The following is an 11,711-nucleotide window of genomic DNA, read 5'->3' as shown; positions in this document are numbered from 1 at the left end:
CAGTTGCAGGCCGACTGGATCAATGCCTTCCGACATTTTAGACTCTCGGTTGTTTTTGCCTTCTTCAGGGGGACCAATGAAACATTTTGTTGCGGTCTACGGTTCGCTGAAGCGCGGTTACGGCAACCATCACCTGCTGGACAAAGCCTGCTATATTGGTTCGGACACGCTCACCAGCCTGAGCCTGTATAACCTTGGCCCCTACCCCGGCGCACTGGCAAAACCGTCTGACGGAGTGACGGTGGAGGTATACGCCGTAAACGACCCGCTACTGGCGATGCTGGATGAACTGGAGGGTTACGATTCAGGGGCGGAAAAAACAAGCCTGTATGTGCGCAGAAAGATTCAGACCAGTCATGGTCTCGCCTGGGTCTATCTGTACAACAGACCAGTCCGGAGTGGCCAGTACATCACGGACGGCAACTGGTAGTTCCTTACCGGATCCGATCAGCCGGTCCCCTGCAAACCAAGGAGCAGACATTGACACTCACCACCCCCGCCCTTCTATTCCCTGCCATTTCGTTACTGCTGCTTGCCTACACCAATCGCTTTCTTGTACTTGCCCAGCTGATCCGCCAGCTCAGGCAGATGGATACCGAAGAGGACCATGCTCTTATCGCACGGCAGATCAGCATGCTGCGCAAACGCATTGTGCTGACCAAACGCATGCAAACTTATGGCGTACTGAGCTTTTTCGTGTGCACCATGTCGATGTTCGTTGTGTTTCTCGGGGCTCAGCTTGCCGGCGCCATAGCGTTTGGCATCAGCCTGATATTACTTTCAGTATCCTTGCTGTATTCGCTTTACGAAATCGTGATCTCGACCAATGCCATCAACGTTGAGCTTGAGAGCTTTGAGGCGAGGAAGCAGGGGCAAGCGGAAAAGCGGGTATGACAAATTGCTCCAGAAGCGCATTCTGTTTCTGCATGAACGAGGGGGACGCCGGCGGTTTTGGGTCGGACGTCATTACCACCGTCATCGCCAGGTCGGGAAAGACATACAGCATCTGTCCACCGTAACCCCGGCCGTAATAGGCGCGATGTCCTCCCAGGTCGGTGACAAACCAGCCATAGCCATAACGGTCGTCGGTGTATCGGGACGTGCCGCGTTGTGTCCAGGACTGGTCGATCCACTCCTCTGAAAGTATCTGCTCGCCCTCATGCACACCGTCGTTGCGATACAGTTCACCGATTTCAAGCAGCGCCATCGGAGACAGACGCATGTCGTTGCCACCAAAGTAGATCCCCTGGGGGTCCCTTAGCCATGGGTAAATCTGTATGCCAAGCGGATCGCCCAGCCAGTCACGGGTAATATCGAGAGTGCTGCGCCCGGTACTTGCCGTAAGTGCCGCCGACAGCAGATGGTAACTGCCGGTGGAATAGAGCATTTCAGCACCGGGTTCCGCCACAAAGGGACGGCTGAGGGCGTAATCCACCCAGTTCCGGCTGTTGACCCACTCCCCGTAATATCGGCCGGACGTTCGCTGCAGGCCGGCCTGCATGGATAAAAGATGGCCAATGGTCACTTCGTCGACACGGTCACTGGCACTGGCCGGCACAGCCAGAATGTCGGCGATGGGCTGATCCACACTTGCGAAAACCCCACGGTCGATAGCGATGCCGACCACCGCAGAGAGTACTGTCTTGGACAGGGATTTTATATTGGCTGGCTCATCGGTTCCGGGGCCCCGGAAGGCCCTGGAAAACACAGGTTCACCCTCCACAGCGATCACCAGGCTATGCAGACGTTCAAGTCCGGCAGCCTGTTCCACAAGCCCGGGAAACAGGGGAGCTGATTTCTCCGCCGCGGCAGGTGAGGTGAAAACCGTCAAGGGCGTCACCAGCAGGGCAAGGGTCAAACCGCGCAACAGCCTGCTCAATTTTCCCCTTTTTTTCACAAGGTACATGGCGCCGCCTTCATGGCTTCCGACGCCGGCGCCCTGCAGGGTCTCCGTGATCGCCAGCTGTGTTTTCCCCGTGTCCGCGGGATAAACAAAATCGGGAATGAGTCGGCCAACCACACAGACTGCGTCCAGCAGCAGGTCGATAAAGCTCTCTGGGGGGATGGCTGATGTCATCATGTCGGGGCGGGAGCTGACATCAAACCGGCCGGGTATCAGCAGCATCACGGGGGCTCACAACAGCCAGTGTTACCGTTGCCTTGGAGACCAGCCGCATGTCCTCATCGATGCCGCAAAATACCTCGGACTCCACCACGGTCAAGGATGAACCGGCCTTGAGCACGGTGGCAATGCACTCAAGCCGGGTGCCTCTGGCGGACCTTAACAGCTTCAGGGAGAAATCTGACGTCAGCACAATCTGCCCGGGTTTTGCCATGGAGGCACCCGCCGCTCCAGCCGTGTGATCCGCCAATGTGGCCTGAACCCCGAAGTGAACAAAACCATCCTGCTGCAGGTGCCTGCTTGCCAGCACCAATCTGGAGCGGCATTCACCCGCTTCGATAGCAACGAGTTCCAGGCCCATGTCGGCAGTAAATGGCGCTGACGAAAAAATCCGCTCCACTTCGTTCCTGTTAAAGCTGTTCACAGCACCTCCTGGCTTTGTTTACTGAAAATCCACCTTTATTCTTCAAAGTTGTGGGCGGCAAGCTGGCTGCGAATCTCATCAGGAACAGCGACGGATTTCTGAGTCTCATAGTCGAAATGAATCAGTACCGTCACCCCACGCGCCACCAGTGCACCGTCCTGCCACGCTTCCTGGATAACCTCAAAGGATGAATTACCGATCTTGCCAAAACCGGTACGTATTTCCACCGGAGTGGCCCAGTAGCACTGTGCCTTGAGGTCTATTTCCATCCTGGCGAGAATCAGCGGCCAGCCCGCAGGGGTCAGGGAGGGATGAAAAATCCGGAAAACCGGCGTTCTTGCCTGCTCAAACCAGACAGGGTAGACGGTGTTGTTGATGTGTCCGAGCGCGTCGGTATCGCTGAATCGTGGTTCGACTTCGTGGTAGAACATTCGTGCACCCCAAAACGGTTTAAACTCGAATCTTACCGAAAATTCGCCTTGCGTGGGTGGTCGATCTCACTCTCATCCCGCGAGGGGGAACCTGTCGACCACATGGTAGACGGAACCTCCCTGTCGCGGGAGGCTCTCAAACAGGGTGAGCCAGCCCACCAAAAAGGACCCTGCATGTCGCCTTTCATGGGTCTGGAGCAGTTCGGCAACCGAACCCGCATCACGCTTGAAGCGGGCCAAGGTGATATGTGGCTGGAAGCTGCGCCCCTCCTGCCCGAACCCGGATGACGCCAGACGTTTACTCAGTGCGCTTTGCATCTCGGCCAGCTTTCCCACTGGCTGCACCCCGGCCCAGAGATTTCTGGGATGATCAGGACTGCCAAAGCAACCAAGCCCCGTCACAGTCAGATCAAACGGTTTCACGGGCAGATTCCGGGCCGCCTCACGAATAGCCGGGAGCTGTTGAGCTTCTACCCTGCCGAGAAATACCAGGGTCAGGTGCAATTGATCAGCGCGCTGCCAGCGCGCACCGGCGACCGGCTGCTGAATCGACAGCAGCCGCTGCTTGACCGATGTCGGGATTTCCAGCCCGAAGAACAGACGACGTGTTGCTTCTTTATCCAACCCGCACCCCAAACCATTCCGGAAACCGGCGCAGACAAAACAGCGCAATCATGTCGTATACCCCATGCCAGATCATCACCAGGACCAGACTGTCTGTCAGTGCATAGGCCACCCCCAACACCAGACCCAACCCGGTCGCCACTATGAAATAGATTAAAGAGAGATAATGCACCAGTCCGAACAGCAAGGAGGCGGCCACAATTGCGACCGAACCGTGCACGTGCTGGGCCAGCCAGCCCTGTATCGCACCCCGGAATAGCAGTTCTTCCCCGGCACCCGCCAGGGCTGCCAGCGCAATCAGCACCGGCCAGGAATAATCGCACGCAAACCGGTGCAATTTCTCCAGTTGGGATTCCAGTGAATCCTGAAGCAAGCCAGGCAGCCGGGTAAGCATCATGATCACGCCATACGTCGCCACACTGCCGGCCACGCCCCAGACAACAGTAGTACCGATGCTGACGCCGTGGTAATGGACAGGAATGCCGAAAAGAACGATGGCCGCCAGGCCCACCGCGCCGATACCACCCTGGAACAGCAACGCCGCAGCCGGCGAAATCTGAGGACGCTTTCCAGTCTTTGTCACTCAGCCACCTCGCCTGTTTTGTGGCATCACCACCCATTCGGGGTCTTCAAATTCTCCGATCGGGGTAATCTCGCAAAACGGCGCGGCACTGCGGATGATGCGGGCAACCTCCGGGTTATGCTGCCCTTCCATTGCGTCCCGGTCGGCCTTGCTGTCCCAACTGGCAATGGCAACCAGCACGTTCGGGTCGTCAATCTTGCGGTGCAACTCCGTTCCACGCGCACCCGGTGCCTGCTGGATGATCTCGCTGGCGCGAACCCAGGCGTCGGCGTATTCCTCAGCGGTGTGCCCCTCACGGATGCGAACCTCAAAGATGTATTTCATCAATTGCCTCCCACGTGGACTTATCGTGTTGTCAAAGCCTGACTTTACCTTGTCGCCCGGCTACCGCAAAACCAGTGACTGTGGCCGGCAAATTATTCATATTCTGGACCATGGTGATAAATGCCTGTCAAAATAAACTTGCTACTCCCGGGAATATAGGAGTACAGTGCCTCTCGTAGGAAAGATTTAGCACAGCAGTTCACGAATAAGACGCATCTCGATTGATTTAAGTAGTTGTCTGTCCTGTTTTTGATTCCGCGCGTTTTTTGTTTCCGCACAACGCTGACCAGTCATCATTTCGGATGGTCTGGCTGCACATTAAATTATCGAATTCAGGATTATGATTATGTCTACAACTACCGGTACTGTTAAGTTTTTCAACGAAGCAAAAGGTTTCGGCTTTATCACTCGCGAAAGCGGCCCGGATGTCTTCGTTCACTACAGCGCAATTCAGGGTGGCGGTTTCAAGACTCTGGCTGAAGGCCAGCAAGTCGACTTCACCGTTACTGAAGGCCAGAAAGGTCCTCAGGCAGAAAACGTAGTTGCTGTTTAAATAACAGCCAGCACGTTTGAAAAAGGCAGCTTCGGCTGCCTTTTTTTGTTGCTGAGGCCCGAAAAGAGCAGCTGCCACCAGGCCTTTCAGATCACCTTAGTGCAGCTTGCCCCCCCTGCTCCATGTAATCACCGTCGAAACCCGAAATTTCTTCCAGGCCCCTGATGCCCAGCAACTCTTCGTTGCGGAAATCATGGAACGTGCGGCTCACACGAACGGAGCTGAGCTCCAGGGCACCCGCCACCACGTCTGAGCAAGGGCAGAACCAGGTAATCCTCCACCCGGGCATTGGTACGCTGCAGACGGCGTGAAATCCCCACAAGAAAATGGGCCAGCTTCCTTTCCTTAACAGCGCACAGCATTATTGCCATGCCCCCCGGACACTGAAAATGTTTCCCATGTTGTGCCCCGTAACCTGAGTTATTTCTTGCCAATACGGCCTGTGATAGCGTTGTTGGCACATTCAGCAACGGCTTTGAATGGCACTCGGGCTTCGAGACCTGGCACAGGTCGAATGACACTTGGAAAAACCGCCGATAAGGCCTACACCTATAGGTGACAATCAGCGAAAGGGATCGATATGCCACGAAAGAAAATCAAGCTTGAGCATTCCGTCGAGTATCTTTCGATTCTTGACGAAAAGGGCAAACCCGACAAGGACCTTGACCCCAAAATCGACAAGGACACCCTGCTTCGCATGCATCGGACCATGCTGCTGAGCAGGCGCTTCGACGAATACCAGTTGCGATGGCAAAAGCAGGGCCGCATCGGCACCTTCGCCCCGGCCAAGGGCCAGGAGGCCAGCCAGATCGGCTCCATCGCCGCGGTGGAAGACGACGACTGGATGGTGCCCAGTTTCCGGGAGACCTCGGTGGCACTCTGGCGCGGTACGCCCATGAGCGGTCTGCTGCTGTTCAATGCCGGCTACAACGAAGGCGGCGAAATCCCGGAAGGCCAGAACGACCTGCCCATCTCCATTCCCGTGGCCTCCCAGATCACCGAGGCCGTGGGCATTGCCTATGCCATGAAAATGCAGAAGAAGGACCGGCTGGTGGTGTCCTACTTCGGCGATGGCGCCACCTCGGAAGGGGACTTCCACGAAGCTCTGAACTTTTCCCAGGTCTTCAACACCCCCAACATCTTCATCTGCCAGAACAATCAATGGGCGATTTCCGTTCCCCGGGAGCAACAGACCGAATCCCGGACTCTGGCCCAGAAGGCACTGGCCTATGGCATGCCTGGAATCCAGGTAGATGGTAACGATCCGCTGGCGGTCTATACGGCCACCCGCGAGGCGGCCGAACGGGCCCGCAAGGGCGATGGTCCGACGCTGATCGAGTGCGTCACCTACCGTCTCTCCGTTCATACCACCGCGGATGACCCCGGCAAGTATCGGGACGAAGAGGAGGAGGAAAAGTGGGAGGAGCGGGATCCGATTCCCCGCTTCCAGCAATATCTGAAGGACCGCAGGATATTACGCAAGAAGGACATCGATGCCCTTGAGAAGGAAATCGACGACGAAGTGAAATCCGCCTGGGACGAGGTCGAGGAGCAGATAGAATCCCTGGATGATCCACTGGTTATGTTCGATCATCTGTTTGAAGAGCGACCTGCCTACCTGGAGGAGCAGCGGCAGACCATGAAGCAGTACCGGGAGGACAACGATGGCTGAGTTGACGATGGTGCAGGCCATAAACCTGGCGCTGGAACAGGAAATGGAAAAGGACGACAGCGTCCACGTGCTGGGCGAGGACGTCGGGGTCGACGGCGGTGTCTTCCGGGTGACCGATGGCCTCCTGAAGAAATTCGGCGAAGACCGTGTCATGGACACACCACTGGCGGAGTCCGCCATCGTGGGCATGTCGGTTGGTATGGCCATCGCGGGCCTGAAACCGGTGTGTGAACTCCAGTTCTCCGGGTTCAGCTACTTTGCCTTTCACCAGCTTGAAGGCCAGGCCGCGAGGATGCGCTGGCGTACCCGGGGACGCTATAACGTGCCCATGGTGTGCCGCATACCCTATGGCGGCGGTGTACGGGCACTGGAGCACCACTCGGAGAGCCGGGAGGCCTACTACGCCCACACCCCCGGCCTGAAAATGGTGATTCCCTCCGGACCCCGCAATGCCCGCGCCCTGCTGGTAAGCGCCATGCGCGACCCCGACCCGGTGATTTTCTTTGAGGGCAAGGCGATCTACCGGGCGTTCCGGGAGGAAGTGCCCGACGAGGAGGAGACCATCCCCCTCGGAGAGTCACAGATCGCGCGGGAGGGCGGTGATCTGACCATGATCACCTACGGCGCCATGACCCACCGCACCCTGGAGGCCGCGGAGAAGCTGGCGGAGGAAGACGGCATCGAGGCGGAGGTCATCGACCTGCTATCCATTTCGCCCCTGGACGATGAAAAGCTGAGCGAGTCGGTCCGTAAGACGGGCCGCGTGGTCATTGTTCATGAAGCCCATCGCAGCTTTGGCCCGGGCGCGGAAATCATCGCCCGTATCAACGAAAAATCTTTTTATTACCTGGAAGCGCCGATCCAGCGGGTCACCGGTTACGACGTGATCACCCCGTATTTTGCCCGGGAGCAGGATTACATTCCCGATGTCGCCCGCATTATCACAGGCGCACGCCAGGCCATGGCCGACTAGGAGTCATTGTTCATGTCAAAAGAGTACAGGCTTGAAGACCCCGGCGAGGGCATTACCGAAGCGGATGTTGTCGAGATCGTGGTGAGCGAAGGCGACAAGGTCAGGGACGGTGACCCGCTGCTCACCGTGGAAACCGACAAGGCCGCCAATGAAATTCCAGCCGACTTCGATGGCACGATCGAGTCCGTCGAGGTCAGCGAGGGAGACACCATCAAGGTGGGCCAGGTGCTGGTCACCTACAGTGATGGTGAAGGCGACGAAGGGAAGGCCTCCTCCGACGAGGAGGACGATGAGTCCGGCAAGGAAGACCACAAAAGCAAAAAGTCGGACAGGAAAAAGGACGACAGCAAGTCCCATGAAGAGTCCCATGAAGAGTCCCATGAAGAGCCCCGTGAAAAGTCCGGCGATCGGAAGAAGCACGACAAGAAGCAGCAAAAGGCTGGATCGAAAGACCGGGAGAAGTCATCCGACCAGCCGGTGCCCGCCGCTCCCGCCACCCGCAAGCTCGCAAGAGAGCTTCACGTTAACCTCCACGAGGTGGAAGGCTCCGGCCCCGACGGCCGGGTAACCAAGGAAGACATTGAGGAGTTTTCAGAGGAGGCGGCCTCGAAGGAATCCTCCAAAGCCGGCGGCGAGTCGCCGGAACTGCCGGACTTCAGCCAATGGGGCGCAACCCGGCGGGAGCCCCTGGGAGCCATCCGCAAGGCCATCGCCCGCAACATGAGCCTTTCCTGGCAGGAGATTCCCCATGTCCTACACCAGAGCGTTGCCGATATCACAGAGCTGGAACGTTTCCGCGGCCGCCACCAGGACGAGGTGGCAAAGCGCGGGGGCAAGCTGACCATGACGGTGCTGGCAATCAAGGCCCTGGTGGTGGCGCTGAAGCAGTTCCCGAGGTTCAACTCGAGTCTTGATGTGGACAACGACGAGCTGGTCTACAAGGACTACTACGACATCGGCGTTGCCGTGGCCACCGACGCCGGGCTGCTGGTACCGGTGGTTCGCGGGGCGGACCGCAAGGACGCCATCGAGCTCGCCACCGATCTGGCCCGGCTGGCGGACAAGGCACGGGAGGGAAAACTGACGAAGCAGGAAATGGCGGGCGCCACCTTCAGCCTCACCAATCCCGGTCCTATCGGTGCGACCAGCTTCACCCCCATTATCAACCACCCCGAAGTGGGTATTCTGGGCATGGGAAGTGCGCAACTGGAGCCGGTGGCGACGGGAGATATCGACAATTACAGGCTGGAAGCCCGCCTGCGCATGCCCCTTTGCCTGGGCTATGACCACCGGGTCAACGACGGCGCCGATGCCGCCGAGTTCCTGAAAACCATCGTCGATATTCTGGAGGATCCGGAGGCCCTTATGCTCTCGTCCTGAACGGAACGATGCGGTGGAGGGAGGTTGGAGAAATAAACTGGAGAAAAGGATGCGCCAGGCCCGCCATGGGTGAACAGCAGCCAGGCTACCAGCAGCAGAAAGGCAGCCGGGAAGGTTTTGGGAGGGACGCCATGGTCAGCTGCGAAAACGTCGATGAGTCCGCATTCCTCCATTACCCTACGGGCCTTACCACGCCAGTCGTTGAAGTCACTGGCGACAGTTATTGGCTCGCTCTCGGGAATGGACTCCACCAGGTCGCAGAGCATCGCGAGTTGCCGTTGACGATGGTTTTCACGCAGGCCCAGATGAACACTGCATCCCGCAGTTGAGGCAGGAGAAACCGGCGATTGAAATGACTAAGGCCCTTGTGGGTGTTAGGAGTCAGTATCTTCAGAATCAAACTCCCTTCGCTTTCCACTCGAAATATCATACATGGCTATCTCCGGTTTCGGGTACCAGATGCGTCCCGGACGGTAGCCTCCCCTGGGTACTGCGATTGCCGGTCTCTATCCTGAACCTTGGTCTCGGCACAGTTTTTCAAGGCCAGAGGTTTTTACCTACGAAACAGTCCTTGGCAAAAGCCTCTTTTGTGTTAAAGTGCAGGGGTAGAAAAGATCTGGCAAAGAATTTCAGAATAAGACGTTCCTCAGTTGTTACTGGTAAGTGCACCGTCCTGGTTTTGATTCCTCATTTTTTTTCCGCGCATAGCTGATCAACCACCACTGTGGTGGAATGGCGGCACATCTGATGTTTAATCCAGGATAAGTTTATATGTCTACTACTACCGGTACTGTCAAGTTCTTCAACGAAGCAAAAGGTTTCGGCTTTATCACTCGCGAAAGCGGCCCGGACGTCTTCGTTCACTACAGCGCAATTCAGGGTGGCGGTTTCAAGACTCTGGCTGAAGGCCAGCAAGTCGACTTCACCGTTACTGAAGGCCAGAAAGGTCCTCAGGCAGAAAACGTAGTTGCTGTTTAAATAACAGCCAGCACGTTTGAAAAAGGCAGCTTCGGCTGCCTTTTTTTATGGGCAATCTAACGCCTTGTTGTGGATCAATAATCACTGCTTTGGCTTTGACAGCTGACACTATGCGTTGAGACTCTAAAAGTGTAGATTTGGAATAATCCTGTCCTGAACATTTCTGGAGATGACCATGTACAGCAAAATACTGGTGCCGGTAGATCTGGCACATGAAGAAAAAATGTCAAAGGCATTGAACACCGCTATCGACATAGCCAAGCACTACCAGGCAAGTCTCTACTATGTAACCGTCACAAACACGACGCCCTCAGAAGCCGCCCACAATCCTGAAGAACTCGCCGAAAAGCTGGCAACCTTTGCCTCTGAGCAGGGCCGATCACATGGCCTGAAAACTGAGAGCAAGGTCATAACAACTGCCGATACCGCGGTTGAGCTCGACAAAAAACTCCTCGAAGTCATCGAGGATTGCGGAGCCGATCTGGTCGTTATGGCCTCCCACGCACCCGGCATCGGCGATAAACTGCATATTCTGCACTCCAATGGCGCCAATATTGTCAAACACAGTGACATCTCTGTTTTTGTGGTGCGCTAGGGTCAGGACGTTTCAAACATAAAAAAGGCAGCTTCCGCTGCCTTTCCTGTTGACCCAGATCTTTACGGCAGGACCTAATAGGTCAAACCGTGACGATCAAAAATTTCCTCTATCTCTTTACGTTCTTCCGTCGGGATCATCACCTTGATCACTTGCTCGTCATTATCGATATAAATATTGTCCTGAGGAATTCCTGACCCAACCAGATCATCCCAAACGTTCTTGGCCTGGTCCTTTGACGTAAAATTTCCATTCAACGCTTTGCTCATCAGACTATTCTCCAAGTAGTTAATTTCCACTTTTAAGGATAGAAGAGGATCGGACACCTGTAAATCAACGAAACAAAGACTTACAATGACTCTATTCTTACCACGGCAACGCCTCGCCGTTGCTATGCCAGAATGAACCGGTATTCTCCAGGTTCAGCCCGTCAATCCTCGCTGCCAGGCCTTTAGCCGACTCTTTCGGAGTGATCAGCCCGCCAAAGTTCACCATTCGGGTTTGTACATAGCCTGGGTGAAGCTGAGCCACCGCAATACCCTTTGGCTTCAGATCCAAAGCCAGCGATTTTCCGAAAGCGTTCAGCGCTGCCTTGGAGGCGCGATAACCATAGCGGCCGCCGGAATCGTTATCGGCAATCGAGCCCATGCGGCTGGTGATATTGGCGATTTTACCGCCGGAAGGGATCTGTGGCACCAACGCTTCTGCCACACGCAGCGGTGCATAGGCGTTGACCTCCATCTGGGTGCGGATGGAGTCAAAGTCGATACTGCCCAGCTTCTCGTCCTGCAGCAGGCCGGCATTATTGATCAGCAGGTCGATCGACTGCCCCATGAGCCCGTCCGTCAGCTTCCGGATGCCGTTGTCGGTCGTGACTTCGACACCATCAATGCTGCGGGCTGCCACCTCTTTCAGCTCTGCAGACACCTCCCGGCAAACACCGATTACATTGCACCCCTGGCTGGAATAATGACGGGCAAGTTCAAGGCCGATGCCACGATTGGCACCGGTAATGACAACGGTTCTGTTATCGGACATGGAAATCTCCTGTT

The 11,711-nt window shown here is 56.2% G+C and carries 18 protein-coding genes; 9 read left to right on the top strand and 9 right to left on the bottom strand.

The annotated features are described in order from the left end of the window. Positions 1–76 precede the first annotated feature (76 nt). A complete protein-coding gene (locus DIT72_RS11730) occupies positions 77–430 on the top strand; it encodes a gamma-glutamylcyclotransferase family protein (RefSeq protein ID WP_135955423.1) in 354 nt (117 codons plus the stop codon). 50 nt (positions 431–480) lie between these two features. Continuing rightward, positions 481–894 carry a DUF2721 domain-containing protein gene (locus DIT72_RS11725; protein ID WP_135955422.1) on the top strand — a complete coding sequence of 138 codons (414 nt, stop codon included), beginning with the start codon at positions 481–483 and terminating at the stop codon, positions 892–894. Here the strand turns inward: DIT72_RS11725 and DIT72_RS11720 are convergent. The 6 genes from DIT72_RS11720 to DIT72_RS11695 all read right to left on the bottom strand — a co-directional run bounded on the left by DIT72_RS11720 (position 833) and on the right by DIT72_RS11695 (position 4,508). Further along, positions 833–2,125, bottom strand: a complete 1,293-nt coding sequence (locus DIT72_RS11720) for a serine hydrolase domain-containing protein (RefSeq protein WP_228260797.1) — start codon at positions 2,123–2,125, stop codon at positions 833–835. The genes DIT72_RS11725 and DIT72_RS11720 overlap by 62 nt on opposite strands. Further along, positions 2,100–2,546 (bottom strand): PaaI family thioesterase, encoded by a 447-nt coding sequence (locus DIT72_RS11715; RefSeq protein ID WP_206081097.1) that lies wholly within the window; start codon positions 2,544–2,546, stop codon positions 2,100–2,102. The genes DIT72_RS11720 and DIT72_RS11715 overlap by 26 nt, the downstream gene beginning before the upstream one ends. A 35-nt stretch (positions 2,547–2,581) precedes the next feature. Beyond that, positions 2,582–2,977 (bottom strand): acyl-CoA thioesterase, encoded by a 396-nt coding sequence (locus tag DIT72_RS11710; protein WP_135955421.1) that lies wholly within the window; start codon positions 2,975–2,977, stop codon positions 2,582–2,584. 72 nt (positions 2,978–3,049) lie between these two features. Continuing rightward, positions 3,050–3,601: an RNA 2',3'-cyclic phosphodiesterase gene (gene thpR, locus DIT72_RS11705; RefSeq protein ID WP_135955420.1), complete on the bottom strand. Its 552-nt coding sequence runs from the start codon at positions 3,599–3,601 to the stop codon at positions 3,050–3,052. Further along, the gene (locus tag DIT72_RS11700) at positions 3,594–4,184 is read right to left on the bottom strand and encodes a CPBP family intramembrane glutamic endopeptidase (protein ID WP_228260796.1); all 591 of its coding nucleotides are present in this window, start codon (positions 4,182–4,184) and stop codon (positions 3,594–3,596) included. Before DIT72_RS11700 ends, thpR begins: the two co-directional genes overlap by 8 nt. Continuing rightward, on the bottom strand, positions 4,185–4,508 hold the full coding sequence (locus DIT72_RS11695; protein ID WP_135955419.1) for an antibiotic biosynthesis monooxygenase family protein: 324 nt from the start codon (positions 4,506–4,508) through the stop codon (positions 4,185–4,187). It lies immediately after the preceding gene. Positions 4,509–4,854: 346 nt separating this feature from the next. Here DIT72_RS11695 and DIT72_RS11690 point away from each other — a divergent pair, with 346 nt between their 5' ends. Beyond that, on the top strand, positions 4,855–5,061 hold the full coding sequence (locus DIT72_RS11690; protein ID WP_027831301.1) for a cold-shock protein: 207 nt from the start codon (positions 4,855–4,857) through the stop codon (positions 5,059–5,061). A gap of 91 nt (positions 5,062–5,152) precedes the next feature. Here DIT72_RS11690 and DIT72_RS11685 read toward each other — a convergent pair whose 3' ends face one another. Continuing rightward, positions 5,153–5,350, bottom strand: a complete 198-nt coding sequence (locus DIT72_RS11685; RefSeq protein WP_135955418.1) for a hypothetical protein — start codon at positions 5,348–5,350, stop codon at positions 5,153–5,155. Between the two features lie 291 nt (positions 5,351–5,641). Here DIT72_RS11685 and pdhA point away from each other — a divergent pair, with 291 nt between their 5' ends. From pdhA to DIT72_RS11655, 6 genes are all read left to right on the top strand, one after another. Continuing rightward, on the top strand, positions 5,642–6,733 hold the full coding sequence (gene pdhA / locus DIT72_RS11680) for a pyruvate dehydrogenase (acetyl-transferring) E1 component subunit alpha (RefSeq protein ID WP_135955417.1): 1,092 nt from the start codon (positions 5,642–5,644) through the stop codon (positions 6,731–6,733). Further along, a complete protein-coding gene (locus tag DIT72_RS11675) occupies positions 6,726–7,706 on the top strand; it encodes an alpha-ketoacid dehydrogenase subunit beta (protein ID WP_135955416.1) in 981 nt (326 codons plus the stop codon). The genes pdhA and DIT72_RS11675 overlap by 8 nt, the downstream gene beginning before the upstream one ends. 12 nt (positions 7,707–7,718) lie before the next feature. Next, complete coding sequence (locus tag DIT72_RS11670; RefSeq protein WP_135955415.1) at positions 7,719–9,086, top strand: dihydrolipoamide acetyltransferase family protein; 1,368 nt, start codon at positions 7,719–7,721, stop codon at positions 9,084–9,086. Positions 9,087–9,151: 65 nt separating this feature from the next. Further along, a complete protein-coding gene (locus tag DIT72_RS11665; protein WP_135955414.1) occupies positions 9,152–9,415 on the top strand; it encodes a hypothetical protein in 264 nt (87 codons plus the stop codon). Positions 9,416–9,857: 442 nt separating this feature from the next. Further along, the gene (locus DIT72_RS11660) at positions 9,858–10,064 is read left to right on the top strand and encodes a cold-shock protein (RefSeq protein WP_027831301.1); all 207 of its coding nucleotides are present in this window, start codon (positions 9,858–9,860) and stop codon (positions 10,062–10,064) included. 175 nt (positions 10,065–10,239) lie between these two features. Beyond that, entirely contained in the window at positions 10,240–10,659 is a 420-nt protein-coding gene (locus DIT72_RS11655) for a universal stress protein (RefSeq protein WP_135955413.1), read from the top strand. 74 nt (positions 10,660–10,733) lie between these two features. Here the strand turns inward: DIT72_RS11655 and DIT72_RS11650 are convergent, their stop codons facing one another. Beyond that, positions 10,734–10,928 carry a hypothetical protein gene (locus DIT72_RS11650; protein WP_135955412.1) on the bottom strand — a complete coding sequence of 65 codons (195 nt, stop codon included), beginning with the start codon at positions 10,926–10,928 and terminating at the stop codon, positions 10,734–10,736. Positions 10,929–11,025: 97 nt separating this feature from the next. Then, positions 11,026–11,697 (bottom strand): SDR family oxidoreductase, encoded by a 672-nt coding sequence (locus DIT72_RS11645; protein WP_135955411.1) that lies wholly within the window; start codon positions 11,695–11,697, stop codon positions 11,026–11,028. Positions 11,698–11,711: the final 14 nt, after the last annotated feature.

The organism is Marinobacter orientalis (assembly GCF_004792665.1).
Lineage (GTDB): Bacteria > Pseudomonadota > Gammaproteobacteria > Pseudomonadales > Oleiphilaceae > Marinobacter > Marinobacter orientalis.
The sequence above is the reverse complement of the archived record's forward strand: the minus strand, read 5'-3'. Positions and strand labels throughout refer to the sequence as shown.